Annotated in this window: 19 protein-coding genes; 4 read left to right on the top strand and 15 right to left on the bottom strand. The window is 59.1% G+C overall.

Going from position 1 to position 18,723, the window contains the following annotated elements; all coding sequences use genetic code 11:
* Positions 1-26: 26 nt before the first annotated feature.
* From KRR38_RS01045 to KRR38_RS01035, 3 genes are all read right to left on the bottom strand, one after another.
* On the bottom strand, positions 27-854 hold the full coding sequence (locus KRR38_RS01045; RefSeq protein ID WP_254514594.1) for an oxidoreductase: 828 nt from the start codon (positions 852-854) through the stop codon (positions 27-29).
* Positions 855-1,197: 343 nt separating this feature from the next.
* Entirely contained in the window at positions 1,198-2,349 is a 1,152-nt protein-coding gene (locus tag KRR38_RS01040; RefSeq protein ID WP_309140947.1) for an MATE family efflux transporter, read from the bottom strand.
* A 482-nt stretch (positions 2,350-2,831) separates the two neighbouring features.
* Entirely contained in the window at positions 2,832-3,395 is a 564-nt protein-coding gene (locus KRR38_RS01035) for a 2,4'-dihydroxyacetophenone dioxygenase family protein (RefSeq protein ID WP_217397741.1), read from the bottom strand.
* Positions 3,396-3,737: 342 nt separating this feature from the next.
* On the opposite strand from KRR38_RS01035, the gene KRR38_RS36960 reads away from it, so the two are divergent.
* The gene (locus KRR38_RS36960; RefSeq protein ID WP_256449387.1) at positions 3,738-3,866 is read left to right on the top strand and encodes a hypothetical protein; all 129 of its coding nucleotides are present in this window, start codon (positions 3,738-3,740) and stop codon (positions 3,864-3,866) included.
* A gap of 689 nt (positions 3,867-4,555) precedes the next feature.
* Here KRR38_RS36960 and KRR38_RS01030 read toward each other — a convergent pair.
* The 9 genes from KRR38_RS01030 to KRR38_RS00995 form a co-directional block, all read right to left on the bottom strand.
* Positions 4,556-5,590, bottom strand: a complete 1,035-nt coding sequence (locus KRR38_RS01030) for a TonB-dependent receptor domain-containing protein (RefSeq protein ID WP_217397747.1) — start codon at positions 5,588-5,590, stop codon at positions 4,556-4,558.
* Between the two features lie 59 nt (positions 5,591-5,649).
* Complete coding sequence (locus KRR38_RS01025; RefSeq protein WP_217397745.1) at positions 5,650-6,990, bottom strand: TonB-dependent receptor plug domain-containing protein; 1,341 nt, start codon at positions 6,988-6,990, stop codon at positions 5,650-5,652.
* 144 nt (positions 6,991-7,134) lie between these two features.
* Complete coding sequence (locus KRR38_RS01020; protein WP_217397743.1) at positions 7,135-7,938, bottom strand: SDR family oxidoreductase; 804 nt, start codon at positions 7,936-7,938, stop codon at positions 7,135-7,137.
* A gap of 156 nt (positions 7,939-8,094) precedes the next feature.
* On the bottom strand, positions 8,095-8,658 hold the full coding sequence (locus KRR38_RS01015; RefSeq protein WP_217397741.1) for a 2,4'-dihydroxyacetophenone dioxygenase family protein: 564 nt from the start codon (positions 8,656-8,658) through the stop codon (positions 8,095-8,097).
* 71 nt (positions 8,659-8,729) lie between these two features.
* Positions 8,730-9,746: a zinc-binding dehydrogenase gene (locus KRR38_RS01010; protein ID WP_217397739.1), complete on the bottom strand. Its 1,017-nt coding sequence runs from the start codon at positions 9,744-9,746 to the stop codon at positions 8,730-8,732.
* A gap of 275 nt (positions 9,747-10,021) precedes the next feature.
* Positions 10,022-10,747 (bottom strand): AMP-binding protein, encoded by a 726-nt coding sequence (locus tag KRR38_RS35750; protein WP_254514593.1) that lies wholly within the window; start codon positions 10,745-10,747, stop codon positions 10,022-10,024.
* Positions 10,748-10,821: 74 nt separating this feature from the next.
* Complete coding sequence (locus KRR38_RS35745) at positions 10,822-11,583, bottom strand: AMP-binding protein (RefSeq protein ID WP_254514592.1); 762 nt, start codon at positions 11,581-11,583, stop codon at positions 10,822-10,824.
* 30 nt (positions 11,584-11,613) lie between these two features.
* The gene (locus tag KRR38_RS01000) at positions 11,614-12,675 is read right to left on the bottom strand and encodes an alpha/beta fold hydrolase (protein ID WP_217397737.1); all 1,062 of its coding nucleotides are present in this window, start codon (positions 12,673-12,675) and stop codon (positions 11,614-11,616) included.
* A 50-nt stretch (positions 12,676-12,725) separates the two neighbouring features.
* Positions 12,726-13,259 (bottom strand): 2,4'-dihydroxyacetophenone dioxygenase family protein, encoded by a 534-nt coding sequence (locus KRR38_RS00995; RefSeq protein ID WP_217397735.1) that lies wholly within the window; start codon positions 13,257-13,259, stop codon positions 12,726-12,728.
* 384 nt (positions 13,260-13,643) lie between these two features.
* On the opposite strand from KRR38_RS00995, the gene KRR38_RS00990 reads away from it, so the two are divergent.
* Positions 13,644-14,576 (top strand): AraC family transcriptional regulator ligand-binding domain-containing protein, encoded by a 933-nt coding sequence (locus KRR38_RS00990; RefSeq protein ID WP_217397733.1) that lies wholly within the window; start codon positions 13,644-13,646, stop codon positions 14,574-14,576.
* A 204-nt stretch (positions 14,577-14,780) separates the two neighbouring features.
* On the opposite strand, the gene KRR38_RS35740 is transcribed toward KRR38_RS00990, so the two are convergent.
* A complete protein-coding gene (locus tag KRR38_RS35740) occupies positions 14,781-14,999 on the bottom strand; it encodes a hypothetical protein (RefSeq protein WP_254515767.1) in 219 nt (72 codons plus the stop codon).
* Here KRR38_RS35740 and KRR38_RS00985 point away from each other — a divergent pair.
* A complete protein-coding gene (locus KRR38_RS00985) occupies positions 14,913-15,803 on the top strand; it encodes an SGNH/GDSL hydrolase family protein (RefSeq protein WP_254515065.1) in 891 nt (296 codons plus the stop codon). The two genes, KRR38_RS35740 and KRR38_RS00985, sit on opposite strands and share 87 nt — an antisense overlap.
* 224 nt (positions 15,804-16,027) lie before the next feature.
* Here the strand turns inward: KRR38_RS00985 and KRR38_RS00980 are convergent, their stop codons facing one another.
* Positions 16,028-16,603, bottom strand: a complete 576-nt coding sequence (locus tag KRR38_RS00980; RefSeq protein ID WP_217397729.1) for a helix-turn-helix domain-containing protein — start codon at positions 16,601-16,603, stop codon at positions 16,028-16,030.
* A 72-nt stretch (positions 16,604-16,675) separates the two neighbouring features.
* Here KRR38_RS00980 and KRR38_RS37645 point away from each other — a divergent pair, with 72 nt between their 5' ends.
* The gene (locus KRR38_RS37645; RefSeq protein WP_217397727.1) at positions 16,676-17,020 is read left to right on the top strand and encodes a helix-turn-helix domain-containing protein; all 345 of its coding nucleotides are present in this window, start codon (positions 16,676-16,678) and stop codon (positions 17,018-17,020) included.
* Between the two features lie 443 nt (positions 17,021-17,463).
* On the opposite strand, the gene KRR38_RS00970 is transcribed toward KRR38_RS37645, so the two are convergent.
* On the bottom strand, positions 17,464-18,609 hold the full coding sequence (locus tag KRR38_RS00970) for an alpha-hydroxy acid oxidase (protein WP_254514591.1): 1,146 nt from the start codon (positions 18,607-18,609) through the stop codon (positions 17,464-17,466).
* Positions 18,610-18,723 lie beyond the last annotated feature (114 nt).

Raw genomic sequence — 18,723 nt, 5'->3', positions numbered from 1 at the left:
GCGCGCATGGGGATCACTCTCGCTGATTATGCCAAGCCGAATTGCTTATGCAGTATCTTGTCGAAGAGAGACCGAGGGAGGAAACGACGGGCGAATGCGGTCTGTCGCGCCGCCTTGCCAGAAGGGTAGCGAAGAAGCAGGTTTTCGTTGCGTGCCGCCAGCACAATGGTTTCCGCGACGCTTTCCGCGGTATCCGCCACGGACATTGCGTTCCCGAAGGCGACAAGATACTTCGCTCGGCTCGCATCATAGGCCGCAAGCCGTGTGTCGGAGGGGACATTGCTGCTCTCGAATGATGTCCGTGTAGAGGCAGGCTCGATCACCGCGACGCGGACACCGAATTCACGGACCTCATGATCGAGTGATTCCGAATAGCCCTCCACGGCGTGCTTGGTCGCCGAATAATAGGCGCTGTAGGGGGCGGGAATGAACCCCAACGCAGAACCAACATTGAGAATGCGTCCACTACCCTGCTCCCTCATGATCGGCAGGACCGAATTGGTCATCCGAACGACACCGTAAAAATTGGTCTCGAACAGAGCGTGGACTTGCGCGATCGAGCTTTCTTCGGCTGCGCCTGTGACTCCGAAGCCGGCATTGTTGACGAGCAAATCGATCTGCCCGAGTTCGGCATGCGCCAGCGCCACAGCCGCTGCGACGGACTCGTCGGATGTGACATCGCATGCAATCATCCGGATGCCGTCGCGTACCTCGTCAGGCGTAGCGCCACGGCTCGTGCCAATTACACGGTAACCTGCATTCACCAGCGCAGAAGCTGCAGCTTTGCCGATACCACTCGATGCCCCAGTGAGAAGCGCTGTTTTCTTGAGCGCCTTTGCCCCATTCATCGCCATTGACCTTTACTCCTTTATACACCGCCGGCGGCCGCCGCAGAAGGCAGCCAGACTCGGCCACTTTTTGATGATGCCGGTCATTCTTAGCGATATATGATGACTATCATGATTCTTTTCAACCCGGCTCGTGCGAGTCCGTACCAAAAGGCTGTTCGAGTTCGTTCGGAGTCAGGCCTGATTGCCCCCTATGACTTCGGCGCCCCCACGCCCGCACGACTGGCGGTGATCGCACCGCGTCTTCACCCCGTCTCGGCGTACGACTGGTTGATGCAGACCCAAGCCGTTCGTTCGGCAGCGCTCCTGACGACTTCATCCGAGGCGCCGCGAACTGCGCCTTGGGATGCTATGACACCGTAGGCGAAATGGCTGCTCGCGGCCGCTCTATCGCCAGTGGGCGAAACCAAAGTCCCGAGCGGACGGCAGCAAAGACAATCAACCCATAAACCACGAGCGCAACGGCAAGCGCTACAAAAAGCCACTCGATCGACCCCGTGAGTTTAAGGGCAAGCCAACCACCGCCAAGTGCGATCACCACGCGGAGAAACCCACCCGTGATCGGCCAGAACAGTTTTCCTGCACCCTGCGAAGCGAAATAAAGCGAAAGCCCTAGGCCAAAAAATCCGTACACCGGGCCAACGATCCGCAAATAGGCGGTGCCCGCTAGGATCATGTCCGGCTCGGCGCTGAACAGGCCGAGCCACACCTCGGGAAACAGGGCTGCTGCGAGACCAAGGGCCTCAGTAACGATAAAGGCAATGCCGGCGCCAGCCATGGCGATACTGAGCGCCCGATCCTGCCGTCCCGCGCCGATATTCGTACCGATCATGGCGACCATTGGCGCTCCAATACCGAAGATCAACGGGACGAGCAGATATTCGAGTCGCACGCCAGTTCCGAAGCCAGCAACCGCGCTGACGCCAACACTCGTCGCGACAAGCGCCGTTGCTCCTGCGATGACGGCATTGGATTGGATCGAATTTACAGCGGAGAGGGCGCCGACCCGCAGGATTCCTGCGAGCAACGTCCAGTCCAGCCGCACCCAACGAAACCGAACAGGAGTTCTATTGGCGAGGATGTACCACGCCATGGCGAGCGTTCCCGCTACATAATAGGCAGCCATTGCCAACCCGCCTCCGACGATCCCCATCGCCGGTATCGGGCCAAAACCAAAGATCAGCGCCGGCGAGATGGGAATGAGGACGATGACACCAACGCAAGTCACCAACGCAGGGTAGAGCATATTTCCAGTGCCCCGAATGACACTCGCGAGCCCGTTCATCAGCCAGATGAAGACGACACTGGCAAAGACAACGTTGGAATAGACGAGCGCTGCCTCGAGTTCTCCGGCTCTGCCGCCCAGCATTCGGTAAATCGGCGTCCCAAAAAACAGGAACAAGGTCGTGAACCCCAGCGCGACGACGATATTGATGGCGACCGCGTGTAGAATAAGCGCGTCCGCGTCCTGCCGGCGCCCAGCCCCCAGCGCACGGGCCACCGCCGATGAGATCGCTCCCCCCGAGTGCGCCTCCCGAGATCATTGTCATCAGCATGACTGGCGGAAAGACCAGCGCCATACCAGCAAGCGCGTCAGTGCCCAGCTTGGCCACCCACCATGTCTCAATCAAGCCCGTAGAGGCCTGCGCCACCATGATCACCATATTCGGCCAGGCAAGGCGGATCAGGAGCGGCAGGATCGGCGCCTCGAGCAGGCGCCGCGTGCTTTCATCGATGACCGCCTCCTTCTGCAGGACACAATCTCGCGACACAGTATCGCTCACGGGCACCGCGTTGCCGTTCACAGCGCTTCAAGAACCAGCGCGACACCCTGACCACCGCCGATGGACATCGATCATCTCCTTACCCCCTCGGTGGGGAACGCAATCGTTCTACAAGCCTGATTTTTAGACTATTTTCGATTCGCCGCCCACGATTCCTCCCGCCACTTGTAGGTAACCCTGGGCGTGCCGGCATGATCCGTCAGACCGGTTCGCTGACGCGCGCGCTTTCCTTGACCTTTTCGACGGCATAGCCGGCCGAACCGCCCTTCAGATACTGGACGGCACCGAGGCCCTGGGCCGCAGCACACGACTTGACCAGGTTCTGGATGGTGATGGCATCGAGGATCGACACGAACCTGCCCTCGTCGTCGAAATGGATGTTTCCGCCGAAGACGATGAAGAAGACCACCGTGTCTTCGGTGTTGGTTTCCGGGACGCAGAAGGTGTGCATCGACGAGGACGGCTCGTACAGGTACGAGCCCGGGACCTGCACCTGATCCGGATATTCCTTATAGAACCAGCTGCCCTTGAGCGTGTATCCGTGGACAGCGCCGGTGTGCAGGTGAGACGACACGACAATACCAGGCGAGAAGATGCCGATCACCGCGGAGATCCCTGCCTCAGGATCGGCTAACAGCGGCTGAAAGTGAATCCCCGGTCCAAGCGCGTCCTTCATGACCGGGATATCGTTGACGTTGAGGGTCAGCAGTTCATCCTGCGGAAGCGAAAAGACAGGTGCTCTGGATGCCGTTTGGTCGTTCATGATACTCTCCTGTGGCCCCGAATTTCGGTGCGACCCGAAGGGGTATTTCCTGATTTTCTGTTCGCGAGTTGCTAGGCGCCGCCCGATTGGGGAAGGACGACGACTTTGACCCCCCCTCGGGATCGCCGAGCCTGGCGAAAGCACTTTGAGCGAAGGCGTCGCGAATTCTCTCGCTGCAATTTGCTTACTCTGTATGGCAGATCGGGCCACCCGAGACTTGCCTGCACACGATATTAGTTTGTCATTACGCGACTCTCGGCAGGCACTCGACCTAAGGGATCGGCTGATTGGCACCCTTTTGCGCACTATTTAAGGCATCTGCAGTAGCCAAGATCGCCGTCGATGGACCTTGGGAGCTATGCGGCGACACTGCTCGATAGTGCCTGCGGCGTCGCCGTCCATTCAAGCCTGACTGCCGATCAGGGATATACGACCCTCGAGCTGAAGGTCTCTCGTACCTTCGCGGTCTGAGCGATGCGAGCGGTACCGTGAGAGCCGTAGGCCGCGTCGCGTCGATGGGAAGGCGCGTCGCCTTCGCCGAAGCAACCCTTCAGACGGTGCGGGCCGCCTCTGCGCCGCGGCGTCAACTCTGCTCGTGTTTGAACGTCGGCAATGATGCCCCTGAGTCAGCGTAACAGGCGGGTCGAGACATAATCACCCTGGGTTCCCAATCGATAGGCGCAACGCCCTGCTCACCGCGCTACAGATCTGTCTGGGAGGGACAAACCGGACGTTGCGGAGAAATGAAGCCGTTGTTGTTCTCTTCCTCTGACCGCGATCGAGGATAAGGGTTTTCATGCCGTACGTTCTCCAAGGGATGCTGAGCGCCCGAAAGCTTCGATAGGGACAGCCGGTCAGGCATTGGCGTCGACCACGGTACGACCCTTGGTCCCTCCCTTCGAAATTGCGATTATCGATATCCGGAATTTCGGCCACCGGCCAGATTGGCTCAATCCACACTTCGAGCGCCCCGCCCGGCAGCGGGATATGGTCGATCGGTTCGCCTATTCGCCGGGCTCGAACAGATCGACCACCCCATCGTTGATCACTCACACCGAGCGAACTTTAGACGATTCCCGGAAAAAAGCTGCCGGGAAGCTCCAATCGCTCAGATATGGAACTGCTCACGTGCGCAGGATCATGTCTCGATGAACGCCATTTCAGAAGTTGATACGACCCTGTATGGATATCTGACGACCTTGCAGGAATAAACCGGTAAGGGCGTCGGAGCCGAACGTACCAGACGCTAACGGCAGAGCACCCGCGTAGGTCAAAGGCCGCTGGTCGAAGATGTTTTTGCCGAGCACGGCAATCTGCCATCTTTCGCTATCAGGCGACAAGGCGAGACGCAGATTGACCAGTTGGTAGGCCCCCTGGATGGCATGTGGATCGAAGAGCGGAGAGGCGTTATACTTGCTCTTGAAGGACATGTCCGCGGTCACGTCGAGAGCATATCCGGGAATTATTGGATAATGATAATCCGCCGCCAGCGTTCCTTCCAATTTTGAGACGAGCTGGTTCGACTGACCGTTATAGCTGCAATGGTCCAATATCCCGTCGCCATTCAAATCAGTGGTCGGCGCCTGCCCAAAATAGCACTGGCCATTAGGATAGTCGGTAAACTTGAAATCCGTAAAAGCAGCCGATCCCGAAAGGGTCAGGCGGTCAGTTACCGCCCAGCGGCCATCGACCTCGACGCCCTGAACCCTGGCCTTGGCAGCATTTCCGACGTTGTATCCGAGAATGCCATCATAGATGGCGACCTGAAGATCCTTATATACGGTGTGGTATGCCGCCACGTTGATTTCGAATTTGCGGCCGAAACTGAATTTCCCGCCAATCTCATAATTTGTCGCCGACTCATCTTTGAACTGAAATGAGTCTGCAAGGGTGGGGAAAACGGAGCGATTATTGGCTCGAAAATCGAAACCGCCCGATTTATACCCGCGCGACCAGGACGCATAAATCATTCGATTGTGTGCGATTTCCCATTTCAGCTTCACGTCCGGTGAAAACCGGCCCTTCTTCAGTGAGCCTGAAATGGGAAGCCGACCCAACTGGTCTATGAAGAATGCCCCTTGCGCGCCAAGACCAGCAAGGTTCTCGGACGTGATCCCGAACAGATTTGCATAGACCAGCGGCGCGGCGACCTGAGCGGCCGGCAACGCATTTCCATCGGTGCCACGGATCACCATACCACGCGAGCCGGTCTTCCATTCGTAGGTATAGCGCCCCCCCGAGTTGCAGCGTTACGTCAGGCGTGAAATGCCAATTCGCCTGCGCGAAGGCTGACAGCACATCCCCCCTTCACGCGGGCTGTTCGAGCAGCCTGCGTGTTCGCAAGCAGATTGCCAAACCCCGGTGCCTGGGCGTTGATTGCAGGGATCAAGAGCGAGTTGCCGGGGACGACGATCTGGTCTCCGTAATCTTGCTTGGTGTGTTCATAGTATCCACCGAGAATGAAGTCGAAACTGTCGAACTCCGGCGATATCAGACGAATCTCCTGACTGGTCTGATCAAATTTCTCCCGAAACCCGGCGCTAAAAATATCGGCGCCGATGAAATCGCAATCGCAATTATCGTTATATTTTAACCTCGTAAAGGCCGATGTGCTTTTCAGAGTGTAGTCACCGATCTTCCAATCCAGACCAAGGGAGTAAGTCTGCATTTTATTATTAGAAAATTCGCCCGTCGCCGCCCTGCGTCCATCCCGCTTTTCGTCAAGGACAGAGGCGTCCTGGCCGAACACATTATACAGAACTTGGCCATAGGTGAGGCCGGCAAAGGGGCCCACCGCGATAGGGTCAGACACGAAGGTCTGGCCGGTGCGTCCGGTTCGGTCAAACCTCGACATTTCCGCCTTGGCCGTCGCGGTGAGGTTATCCGTCAAGTCGACCTCAACCGTTCCGCGCACGGCGAATTCGTCACGCTGCGGGTTTTTCTTGCCCGTGCGTAGATTGAACTCAAAGCCCTGCGCGTCACGGTACCGCATCGCGAGACGCGCACGCACATGATCCGTTATCGGGCCTGATACATAGCCTTCGGTAACGAAATCGTTGGCGTTGAATTCGTAAGACGACACAACCGAGGCTTTGAACGAACGGGTCGGTTTCGCCGTGGTAATGGAAAGCGCGCCGGCGACGCTATTCTTGCCGAACAGGATCGACTGCGGCCCGCGCAGAACCTCGACCCGATCGATATCGAGGAAGGGCGCCTGCGTTTGCTTCGCGCGCCCATAGTGCACGCCATCGATATATAAGCCGACCGACTGCTCGAATCCCTGATTTTCACCAGAGCCGATGCCCCGGATGAAGATACTTGTGGTGATCCCGACTTCCGTCATCTTAAAGTTTGGAACGTAGAACTGGATGTCATCCAGTCTCAACAGGTTTTTATCCTGCAACGTGGCGCCATCGACGACAGATACTGAAACGGGCACATCTTTGAGGCTTTGATTACGCGCCTGTGCAGTTACTACGATATCCTGGAGTCCGGATGTGGCATCGGACTGTGGCGCGTTTGCATCCTGCGCAAACGCCGGTGTTGCCGTAAAAGCAGCCAAAGCACTACCGAAGAGCAAATATTTTCTGTCCATGTCACCCTCGTCCTGTAATTATATTATTATATTAATATAATTTATAAAGCGCACATTATATATATTGATCTTAAGCTCATTACTTTGGATTTCTAAAATCTATTAGTAATGTCACTTACGATTTCAGGTATCCCGCCAGTTCATTCATTGACTTGCATGCGCCGGAGCCTTGTATCGAGAGGCTGCAAAAGACAGCGACAGCCGGGGTGCCAAATCGCGGCGCAAGGCGTCAAAGCGATCCCAATCAGCGCCGTCTTGAAGCGCGGGAACCGTCACCACCTCGCCGAGGTCCAACCCTGACAAGGCAGCATCGACCATTTCTTCGGCCCCCATCACGATCTCTTGCGGGAGATTTTCATGGGGCAGTCCGGCAATGCTCCAGAATTCCGTCGCCGTGGCACCGGGCAACACCACCTGGATACGGACGGCCTTGTCCGAAAGCTCGTGCTGCAAGGATTGCGTCAGCGCCAGGACAAAGGCCTTCGACGCGCCGTAGACCCCATTCAGCAGCTCGGGACATACCGCGACGATGGATGATATGTTGATGATCGTACCACCGCCACGCGACACAAAGCCCGGAACCGCAGCATAAGTCAGCCGGGTCAAGGCACTTACGTTCAGGTTGATCATCGCGTCCATTGCAGCGACGTCGGACTGGAGCAACGGTGCCACCCCTCCAACACCTGCATTGTTGACGAGCATGGAGATATCGTCCCGCGTGCGTAGTAGTTGCTCGACACCGAGTAGTTGGCCGCTATCACCAAGATCGGCAGCCACCGTGTCGACCCGCCGGCTCGTCTCTCCCCGGAGCCGTTCGGCGATCGCGTCCAGACGAGCACGATTGCGCGCTACGAGAACGAGGTCGTGACCACGTTTGGCAAGACGGTCCGCGTAGATAGCGCCAATGCCGGAAGATGCTCCGGTCACCAGGGCAGTGCCAATGGTCATAGATCATCTCCTGTTTGCGTCAGGCGGTACAATTATCGTTCACGCCTGAATGACCGTATTTTGAGCCCGGTGCGGCTCGTAGACGGCATAGGTGGCGCCTGCGCACGCCGCTCAGCGTGCCGTCACGGACGCCAGCGCCGATGCCGGCATGATCCGTCAGACCGGTTCGCTGACGCGCGCGCTTTCCTTGACCTTTTCGACGGCATAGCCGGCCGAACCGCCCTTCAGATACTGGACGGCACCGAGGCCCTGGGCCGCAGCACACGACTTGACCAGGTTCTGGATGGTGATGGCATCGAGGATCGACACGAACCTGCCCTCGTCGTCGAAATGGATGTTTCCGCCGAAGACGATGAAGAAGACCACCGTGTCTTCGGTGTTGGTTTCCGGGACGCAGAAGGTGTGCATCGACGAGGACGGCTCGTACAGGTACGAGCCCGGGACCTGCACCTGATCCGGATATTCCTTATAGAACCAGCTGCCCTTGAGCGTGTATCCGTGGACAGCGCCGGTGTGCAGGTGAGACGACACGACAATACCAGGCGAGAAGATGCCGATCACCGCGGAGATCCCTGCCTCAGGATCGGCTAACAGCGGCTGAAAGTGAATCCCCGGTCCAAGCGCGTCCTTCATGACCGGGATATCGTTGACGTTGAGGGTCAGCAGTTCATCCTGCGGAAGCGAAAAGACAGGTGCTCTGGATGCCGTTTGGTCGTTCATGATACTCTCCTGTGGCCCCGAATTTCGGTGCGACCCGAAGGGGTATTTCCTGATTTTCTGTTCGCGAGTTGCTAGGCGCCGCCCGATTGGGGAAGGACGACGACTTTGACCCCCCCCTCGGGATCGCCGAGCCTGGCGAAAGCGTCCTCGATGCCGCCAAGTCCGACATGGCTGGTTATCAACCCGCCGACCTGCAATCGGCCCGAGACGATATGGGCGAAGGCTTCCGCGAACTCCTGCGGCGTGTAAGCAATGCAGAAGGCCAGATCGATCTCCTTCATGATTGCAAAGGTCGGGTAGAAATTGTCCGGCTCCATGCACAGGCCAGCGACGATAACTTTTGAGCAGGGCGGCGCACCCGCTAGTATCTGCTGGATAATGCCGGGAACACCGACGCATTCGAATATGACCGACGGACGGAATGGAAATCCAGGAAACATCTGGGTCTGGCGCCCGTTGCGCGACGGGTCTGGCGCGGCAGCTACCGATCTCCATGAGTCATAGGGCGACGCCTCTCGCGGATCGACCACGATGTCGGCGCCCAGCGCTTCTGCCATAGCCCGCCTCGACGGCGAGAAGTCCGCAGCGACAATCGGGCCGATGCCGCGCATCTTAAGCACCGCGATCACGGCAAGCCCGATGGGACCGCAGCCAATGACGATCGGCACTTCATCGGACCCGAGATTGCCACGGTTTACAGCATGCAGCGCGACGGAAAGCGGTTCGGCGAGGGTCGCGATGTCATTGGGTATATCGTCCGGCACCGGGATCAGGAGATCTTCCGACAGCACCATATATTCGGCAAAACCACCCGGCGTATCCAGACCACCGAAACCCAAAGTAACCGGCTGCGGCCGGAGCAGGAAGGGGGCCGAAACCACGCGGGTGCCGATCGCACTATCCCGCCGCGCACCCTGGCCGTAATCAACTATCTCCGCACAGATTTCATGGCCCAGGACGATAGGCTCTTCCGGGTCGAATAGCTCGATACCGGCGACTTCACGGGCGCTCGCGAGAAGCTGCGGGCCATGCGTGAGGCAATGCAGATCGCTTCCGCAGATGCCGCAGGCAAGCACCTTGACCAGCACCTCGCCCGCGCCCGGTTGCGGGATGGGCGCTTCGGACATCGCGAGCTTGCCTCGGCGCATAATGACGGCCTGCATGTTCATCGCATGCGCCTCGCATCGGAATTGATTTCGTTGAAATTACTGAATGGCATCGCGCCGATCCTCCGCGGCGGGAAGCATCTCCCGCTCGTTGTTATTGCCCAGTCATAATGGCAGATAGCGTCGCGCGAGACTTGCCCGTACACGAATTTAATTTATCATTTCACGACGAGCTACGGCCGCGGCCCGCTCCGACGCTACAGGCTTTGACGCAGCAGCTTCTTGTCGATTTTCCCGACGCTGGTCCGAGGCAGCGCCTCCTGAAATAGGATCCTGTCCGGCACCGCGTAGCGGCTGATCCGACCTTCAGTCACATGGCTTGCGACAAAATTGCGTAGTTCGTCCGCCGTGAAAGCAGGCCCATCGCTGGTCTGGACGACAAACCCCACGGGCCGCTCGCCCCATTTGGCGCACGGCTCCCCAACGACCGCCGCTTCGGCGACGCCTGGATGCTCAACCAGCAGCGCTTCGATCTCGATGGATGAAACCCACTCGCCGCCCGTTTTTATGACATCCTTGATACGATCAACGATGCGAACACCCCCGTCAGCGTCGATTTCCGCGATGTCCTGGGTGTGCAGCCATCCGCCCTCCCAAAGCTGATCGGAAGAATTCTGCACGCCATAGCCTGCCGTCAGCCAGGGCGCGCGCAGCAGCAGCTCCCCGCGGCCGGGCGGGTCGGTACGCACTTCGACCAGCGGAATGGGAAGCCCTGCGCGGGCGGCGGTCTGCGCCCCTTCGCCCCGTTGCACGCGCGCAACCGAAACAATCGGCCCCGTTTCAGACATTCCATAGCCGCCAAACACTGTGATGCCGCTGCGCACCGCTTCTTCCAGCAGATCAGGAGGCAGCGCGGAGCCGCCGATCACGATTGTCCAAGGCGCCAGATCATGCCCTCCGGAGCTGGCGGCGTCGAGTATCATGCGCAGGAGCGTGGGCACGCAATGGGAGAAAGTAACCCCCTCCCCCTGCCTTCAGCGAAAGAAGTGTCGCGGCGTCATAGCGGCCGGGATAGACCTGCTTCACCCCCAGCATAGTGGCAACATAGGGCATGCCCCAGGCATGGACATGAAACATGGGGGGTCATGGGCATATAGACATCGTTGCGTCGAAACGACTGCCCATCCGGCTGATTTGCGAATGTGGCGCTTACGGCAAGCGTGTGGAGCACCAATTGCCTGTGGCTGAAGAAGACCTGTTTCGGGTCACCCGTGGTTCCCGTGGTGTGAAAGGTCGTGGCTATGGCGTTTTCATCGAAATCCTCGAAGGTGAAGTCGGGAGCGGCATTGCCGATCAAGACTTCGTAAGTACCATCCTCATTATCGTCGCTGAGACGAATGACATGCTCAAGGTTTGGCAGCGCCTGGCACAATTCGTTCACGATGGGCGCGAAATCGGAATGATATAGAAGAACTTTCGCCTCTGCCTGACGCAGCGTGAAGGCGATGACGTCGCGCGCCAGGCGCACGTTCACCGTTTGGAGAACCGCCCCCATCATCGGCACCGCGAAATAGCATTCGAGATAACGGTGGCTGTCCCAATCCATCACGGCAACCGTGTCGCCGGGCCGAACGCCATGACCGCGAAGCATTGAGGCGAGCCGGTTTATCCGCTCGAGGAACATCGGATAGGTAAACCGTCGGCCGGCGCTTACTATCTGCGTCGATTGCTGTCCGACATTCAGGAGCAATTGTCGGAGCAGCAGGGGATAGTGATATGCTTCCCGTCCTGCCATTGCGAGCAGCTTAGGCTCCGCCATATGTAGAACTCCAGATTGATGGCCTATCGGTCATAGGGATTGCAGGAATGCGAGCAGCGCCTCGTTGACGGCTTGCGGCTGCTCCTGCGTAATCCAATGCCCGCAATTCGGAATGATCACGGTGCCGCGCAGATCTGCGACTACCTCGCCGGCGCGCGCGATCGCCTCCTGACTCCAGATCGTAACGATGTCGCGGTCGCCGCCGATAAACAGGGCGGGCACGCTGACGGGTGTGGCTTGATACTGGCCCAGCGTTTCCCAATCCAGTTCCGCGTTGCGATAATAGTTCAGCGGACCGCGCAGCCCGCTATATTCCAGCTCCGCCACGCAATAATCCAGATCTTCCTGACTGAGCCAGCCGGGCAACACATCCGGCAACTCCAACACGGATTGGAGAGCACCCGCTCCGGGGACGGCCATTGCCGCGCGGACCAACCCGCAAAGCATATCCTTGGGCAGTCTGGTGAGATCGACGCCCGCAAGTTCGGGCGGCAACGGTCGGTCTGCGGACAGGGTGTAGAGCGTGCTGGTCAGCCAGCTCCTGATATCTTTTTCCGCTTCCCGTGCCGCGACATCACCGGGCAGGGCAAAATACTCATGATAAAACATCATGCCCGGCCCGGCCAACGCCCGGCTCGCCACGCCCGGCCGCAATTCGCCAAAGGGGTTGCCCGGAAGGCAGGCCAGCCCGCGCGCACCGAACGGCAGGCTGATGCCCGCGACGGCGCGGAAGATGTCGGGCCGGGTCCAGGCGGCCGTCCAGGCGACGGGGGCGCCCAGGTCATGCCCGACGATCACCGCACCGGCTTCACCAAGAGCCTGGACCACGCCAACGCAGACTTCGACAAGTTCCAACATCCGGTATGCGACGGCGTCTGTGGGCTTTGAAGACCGTCCGTAACCCGGCATGTCCATCGCGACGGCGCGATATCCCGCCTGGGCCAAGGCACCAAGCTGGTGGCGCCATGCGTACCAAGACTCAGGGAAGCCATGACACAACAGGACCAACGGGCCGGATGTCCCCGCAATTGTCAGGTGGATGCGGTGACCGTTGGCTTGGACGGTCTTCGTTTCCCATTTGGCGATAGTCATTGCCTGCCCTTCATTCCATGCCCAATCAATTGCGGCTGACCACGGGCGAATTACGCGCCGTTAGTGTATCCCGCGCTGCCGCCTTTCAGGTAATGAATGGTACCGGCGTCATTGGCCTGAGCCCATTGCTCCGCAAGTTTCTGAACCGTCAGCGCGTCGAGAATGGAGTGGAACTGACCGTCATCAGTGAAACCCACATTGGCGCCATATACGATGAACAGTACGAGCGTTTCTTCCGTATTCGTGTCGGGCACGTAGAACGTATGGAAAGAAGATGCAGGCTCATAGAGATAGGACCCGGCTATCTGGACCTGATCGGGATATTCCTTATAGATCCAGCTGCCGCTGAGCGTGTAGCCATGAACCGCGCCCGTGTGCAAATGCGCGGGCAGTTCGGCACCGGGAGCAAAAATACCCATCACGGTCCACAGGCCGACTTCCGGATCGAGGTAAAGCGGCTGAAAACTGACCCCCGGCCCTGCCGCATCCTTCAACACGGGAATATCATTCACGTTCAGGGTCAGCAGCCGGTCCTGCGGAAGCGAGAATACGGGAGCTTTGCGTTCGGTCAGTTCTGCGGTCATTTTTTCTCCGTAAGTCTTAGCCAAGCGTTCATTTTCACGCACGTGTTGCCACCGGACTCGCGGGGAGCAGCGCAGCGGCGATGATTTCGCGACAATTGGCTTGATGACGGCTCGATGCGCGCGTCCTGCCGAACCATGTCCGCATATTTGTGGCTCGCGGTATCGCGAGCGTAATCCAGTACGCTGCCATCCATTAGCCCCATCCTCGCCGATGACCTTGCTTGGCAATGCACTTGTTCGGAATCCGATTATGACAGATCAGGCCGCTTGAGACTTGTCTCAATACGAATTTACCTTATCATTTGGCGACTATGACGGATTTGATTCGCGGCAGTTCGCTCCTGCACTTCAAGGAGCTGGTTTCCAGCATGGGTGGAGACGCCGATGCTATCCTGCGTGCGCAGGGCGTCGATCCATCGATGGTGGGGGGAATATGAATTCCTAATTCCCTATACAAGCTATGCCGCGGCCATCGGCGAGGCGGCAGTGATCCTCAAGTGCCCTGATTTCGGTCTGCGCCTCGGCACCGAGCAAGGCATATCCGTTCTTGGTCCCGTCGCCGTTCTTATCCGGCATTCCGAAACGGCAGCTTGCGCGATCCAGGGCGTCTGTCGTTTTCTATATTGCTGCGCGCCGCCCGACGTCGCCACGCTGGAACGCTCAGGCCGTTCAGCTGTATTTACGCTCAGCATCGCGCTGCGCCAGATCGCCTATCGGGAGCAGATGGTCGAGAAGGGGCTGGTGATCGCCATGGACGCATTCCGGTTTCTGCTCGGCGAGGATTTTGTTCCGGCTCGGGTTACGATGCAGCATCGCCGCATCTCTCCCCCGGAACGATATCGCCAACAGTTCGGCTGTGCGGTGGAGTTTGAGAGCGAGGTGAATTCTGTTCATTTGCCCAACGATGCATTGGACAAGCCGATCCGCGGACGGGACGCAGCGGCATTCGCGCTGGCCGAAACATACCTTGCCCAGATCAAGCCCGCGCTCAGCTTGCACGATCACGTTCAGGAGATGGTCCATCGATTGCTGAAAGTAAATCGGGCGGCCCTGGTAGTCGTTGCGCACGAGATGGGGCTTCATCCTCGGGTGCTCCAGCGCAAATTGGCCGAAATCGGCACGTCCTTCGAGGGCATCCTCGACAATGTTCGACGCGACATGTCCTGGCAACTCTCTGCGACGGGCATGCAAGTCGCCCAGATCGCGACGATGCTCGGCTATGCCGAGCAGAGCAGCTATTCCCGCGCCTGCCGGCGCTGGCACGACCAATCCCCTCGGGCATTGATCGCGCACCGGAGAATGGCCGTGTCCGCCTGAAATGGAGGGAGTTCGGCCAGCACCTTCCGATGGATGTTGCCACCCGGCGTCGCTGGCATATCATCCGGCGTTTGGTCTGGCTTCCGTGGATCGTGCCACGTTTGTGCGAACGCCAAAGCCAAGCGCGGCTGTATTGGGCCACATCGCACGCGCGAACGTGATCTAGTGAGACCAGCTCGGACGCGGACGACACTATCACAGACATCAATGCGGGATGGCTCGCCAAATCGTCAGCAGGCCGATTCCGAGGTCAGCAGGCATCCCGATACGAAGGAGGATAATCTTGGCAAACGCGACGAACAGATGGGGCTTGGGGCTTTCGGCCGCCGTTCCCGCCTGCCTAGTGCTTATCCTGAATGCCTGCTCCGTTGGACCGAGGCCAACTTCACATCTGATCGCCGCCGGGGCGAAATATGTGGCCATGGGAAGCTCCTTCGCGGCCGGGCCTGGCGTGGGGGGCCGACCGAGACGCCGAGCAATCGGTGCGCGCGATCGGCCGACAATTATGCGCATCAATTCGCGCGCAATCATATGCTCCGCCTGGTCGATGTCAGCTGCAGCGGTGCGACCACTGCCGACGTGCTAGGTCCATCACAGGGCTTGCCCGCGCAAATTGACGCGCTGACTCCTGATACGGCCCTGGTCACGGTGACGATCGGCGGTAACGACGTCGGATTCATTGCTGATCTGCTCGCGGGAACGTGCATGGGCAACGGCGATCCCGCATCACGATCGTCGGCGGCCGCCAGGATTTGCGACGCTATGACGGCGAGATGGGCAGCGTCAGCAGCGCAGGCACCCAGCGCCGCGGGCGCACGATCCGGTGATGCTTGGGAGAAAGTGGAGGCAGGACTTTATCGAATTGCTCAGGAGGTTCGGCGCCGCTCACCACAAGCTCGTCTGATATTCGTTGACTACGTCACGGTCGCTCCGCCTGATCATGGCTGCCAGCAGTTTCCCCTGGAAGGAATTGCGGCCACCCAGACACGAACCACCGCTGCCCGTCTTGCGGAGATTACGGCCGCAGTCGCAAAGCGATCGGGGGCGGACATTGTCCGTGCGTCGGCCCTGTCGCGAGACCATCATGTGTGCGCTGCCGAACCATGGGTTACGGGTTTCATTCCCGTGGAAGGCGCCTGGCAATTTTCTCCGTATCACCCAAACATTGGAGCGATGACGGCGATCGCCAGCGCCCTTGATGAACATATGGGCCACAAAAGCCGGTAAGATATCCCAAGGCAGGCCTTTGGCGCACGATCACGCCATTACTGCCAGGTTCCGAGCAGGTATTTATCTCCTTGGTTCCGGGGCACAAAGCTCAAGGCAGGACGCTTGCGTGCCTTCTCCGCGGGCGTCGCCTAAAGTTAACCGGGTGACCTTGGTAGTCGTCGTGCACGAAAAGGGCCTACATCCTCGGGTTCTCCCGCGTGAAGTTGCCGGCAGATCGATTATCAGCGGGATACCCTGCTGGAACGATCGAGAAGGCTTCGTATAGTGTCGTCGGCGTTAGGCGTGGCTCGTAGCCGCAGGCGGTGATCAGGAACCGCCATTCCGCTCTCTAGATCGACGAGCGCGAGGCGGAGCGGGCGACCAGTCTCGCTGTCGATCGTTTCAACCGTCGGCGCGCCGAAGCCGGTCGCGTCCCATTGATCGCCCCATTCACGCAACGCTAGGCTGACTTTCCAGAGATCTAGCCCCTTGGGCGTTAGCTGATATTCATCACGCGGGGGCCTGTCCTGATACCGCACCCGTTCCACAACGCCATGCAGTGCCATATACTTCAAACGTGCGGCCAGCGTGGCATCGGGTATGCCGGTGCTCGCCCGCAGATCATCATAACGACCAACGCCAAGCAACAAATCCCGGACCAACAGGAGTGTCCACCGATCCCCAACAAGATCGAGAGCGCCGGCGATCGAGCAACGCATTCCGGCGAAAGATTTCGGCTTCATCGTGTTCGGCCAATAGTTGACTTCAATCATTGAAGTAACGTATTGGTGCCGAAACTGCAACACGACAGGCGTCATGCCAATGGCCCGATTGCTCCTGACACACCCGAACAATCGCATCGTCGCGGTGTACGCTGAACATATCCACCAGTGATCGGGGTATGTACGATAACCAAGCTGCATAAGCCCGCAATTTTGGATGCGCCTGAACCCGAACGCTCGTTCGAGGTCCTCGAAAATCGATGGACGTTGCAAATCCTGCTCTTACTGCGAGAAAGGCAGCGGCGCTTCTCGGATCTGCGACATGCCCTCCCTGCGATCAGCGCAAACGTCCTGACTACGCGCATGCGCGCGCTCGAATCTGCAGGACTAGTGAGACGCAACTATCTTCCGCCACCCGCTGCGAGCCATGTCTATGAGCTCGCCCCCATGGCGGATACTCTGCGGCCGGCACTGGATCGTTTGGCCGACTGGCGAGCAGGCCTCCAGGGGTGAAACACCAAGAGACGAGCAAGCGTGGCGAAGATGCCAGCGACGACCAGCTTACTCGGCTTGTTTCTGTCAGCGCCAATGCGCCTGACCACTCCCTCGAACCTATCCTGCGCCGGTGAGAGCCATTAATTCGTCGCTCCCATGGTGGTTGATCAAATCCATCGCGCGGCAGGCAAGACCTGGAAACAAGCCGAATAAACGATTGGCCGAGGACAGCCTCTCGTCGGACAGGATTTGACGCACCCGCAACAGGTCTGGCGTCCGAATTGCGCGTCGCCCGAAAGCCCGAGCCAGTCGGTCGCAACGGACGCTCTACCGCCTCGATCATCTCCGTCGTCGACATCACCAGCCCGTCTTCCAGCCGGCAGCCTTCTTCGCTACCCGGGGCGTATAGCCAGCCAAGGGTTACTTGTCTCAGGGCTGGATGCGCAGCGCCTCGCTGGTCGTCAGCAGGCACTTGATGCGCGTGGCCCGATCTTCTTGAGCATGGACGGCTTAAGATCCCGCGGCGTCGCCGCGCCGAGCAGCGCCATCGTGCGCTCATATTCTTCTCGCATGATGTCCAGCGCGCGCGACACGCCCTGCGCGCCGCCGCCGGCAAGCCCGTAAAGATAGGGACGGCCGATCGAGCAGGCATCGGCGCCGAGCGCCAAGGCCTTGACCATATGCGAGCCCCGCCGGATCCCGCCGTCGCAGATGATCTTGACCCTGCCCCCGACCGCACCGGCAACGGACGCGATCTGGTCGATCGGCGCCACCGCCGTCTCTAGCTGGCGGCCGCCGTGGTTGGAGATCATCACCGTGTCGGCTCCGCATTCGCTCGCCTGCCAGGCATCCTCTGCCCTCAGGATGCCCTTGACCGCCAGCGGACCCTTCCACCGTGCAGCCAGCCATTCGACATCTTTCCAAGTTATGGAATTGTCGAACTGCCCGGCGACATAAACGTGTAGCGGTACCTGCTTGTCCGACATCGTCGCGACGCGGTGCGCGACGTTGACAAAATCGAACTTGCGTCCAAACAGAGCGGGAAGCGACCATCGCGGCTTTGCTGCAAATTGCAGGAAGGTTCGCGCGTTAAGACGGGGCGGAAGGCTGAGGCCATTGACGAGATCGCGCTCACGCTTGCCCGCGACCAGCGTATCGACAGTCAATACCAGACCGTCATATCCGCCTTCCTGGGCGCGCGAGATGAACTCCTCGGTCAGCCCGCGATCCTTAAAGATATAGATCTGGAACAGCCGCGGCGCTGTGGTCATGCGTGCGAACTCCTCCATCGTGGTCGTGCCCAGGGTGGAAAGGCAATAAGGTAATCCGGCCTTGTTAGCTGCTTCGGCGACCGCGACTTCGGCATCCTTGTGAAACAAGCGGGTCAGACCCGTCGGCGCTAGCATCAAGGGGAACGGGATGGTGCGTCCGAAAATCTGCGTTTCGTGATTGGACGCCGATAGATCAACCAGCGCCTGCGGAAGCAACTCGATGTCATCATAAGCGCTGGTCGCACGGCGCAGAACGATTTCGTCTTCCGCCCCGCCGTCGAGATAGTCGAAGATCGGACGCGGTAACGCCCGTACGGCCGCACGACGCAGGTCCATAATATTATGATGATTTTGCATGGATGAGTCCGTCCCCCCTGTCAGCAACCTAGCGGGCGCGATGTGCTTTCGCTGTCGCTTTCGCGACACCGCAGATCTTTTGTGGGTGGGTGT

Origin of the sequence: Novosphingobium sp. G106 (assembly GCF_019075875.1) — a bacterium.
In the GTDB taxonomy this organism is placed as follows: Bacteria; Pseudomonadota; Alphaproteobacteria; order Sphingomonadales; family Sphingomonadaceae; genus Novosphingobium.
Note: the sequence above shows the minus strand (reverse complement) of the source record. Positions and strands in the feature narration are given on the sequence as shown.

Bases quoted from the DNA above. Each gene is read 5' to 3' on its own strand.
- KRR38_RS01045 (WP_254514594.1), bottom strand. From the start codon at position 854: ATGGCGATGAATGGGGCAAAGGCGCTCAAGAAAACAGCGCTTCTCACT.
- KRR38_RS01035 (WP_217397741.1), bottom strand. From the start codon at position 3,395: ATGAACGACCAAACGGCATCCAGAGCACCTGTCTTTTCGCTTCCGCAG.
- KRR38_RS36960 (WP_256449387.1), top strand. From the start codon at position 3,738: ATGGACCTTGGGAGCTATGCGGCGACACTGCTCGATAGTGCCTGCGGC.
- KRR38_RS01030 (WP_217397747.1), bottom strand. From the start codon at position 5,590: ATGGTGATCCGTGGCACCGATGGAAATGCGTTGCCGGCCGCTCAGGTC.
- KRR38_RS01025 (WP_217397745.1), bottom strand. From the start codon at position 6,990: ATGGACAGAAAATATTTGCTCTTCGGTAGTGCTTTGGCTGCTTTTACG.
- KRR38_RS01020 (WP_217397743.1), bottom strand. From the start codon at position 7,938: ATGACCATTGGCACTGCCCTGGTGACCGGAGCATCTTCCGGCATTGGC.
- KRR38_RS01015 (WP_217397741.1), bottom strand. From the start codon at position 8,658: ATGAACGACCAAACGGCATCCAGAGCACCTGTCTTTTCGCTTCCGCAG.
- KRR38_RS35750 (WP_254514593.1), bottom strand. From the start codon at position 10,747: ATGATACTCGACGCCGCCAGCTCCGGAGGGCATGATCTGGCGCCTTGG.
- KRR38_RS35745 (WP_254514592.1), bottom strand. From the start codon at position 11,583: ATGGCGGAGCCTAAGCTGCTCGCAATGGCAGGACGGGAAGCATATCAC.
- KRR38_RS01000 (WP_217397737.1), bottom strand. From the start codon at position 12,675: ATGACTATCGCCAAATGGGAAACGAAGACCGTCCAAGCCAACGGTCAC.
- KRR38_RS00995 (WP_217397735.1), bottom strand. From the start codon at position 13,259: ATGACCGCAGAACTGACCGAACGCAAAGCTCCCGTATTCTCGCTTCCG.
- KRR38_RS00990 (WP_217397733.1), top strand. From the start codon at position 13,644: ATGCTATCCTGCGTGCGCAGGGCGTCGATCCATCGATGGTGGGGGGAA.
- KRR38_RS35740 (WP_254515767.1), bottom strand. From the start codon at position 14,999: ATGGCCACATATTTCGCCCCGGCGGCGATCAGATGTGAAGTTGGCCTC.
- KRR38_RS00980 (WP_217397729.1), bottom strand. From the start codon at position 16,603: ATGACGCCTGTCGTGTTGCAGTTTCGGCACCAATACGTTACTTCAATG.
- KRR38_RS00970 (WP_254514591.1), bottom strand. From the start codon at position 18,609: ATGGACCTGCGTCGTGCGGCCGTACGGGCGTTACCGCGTCCGATCTTC.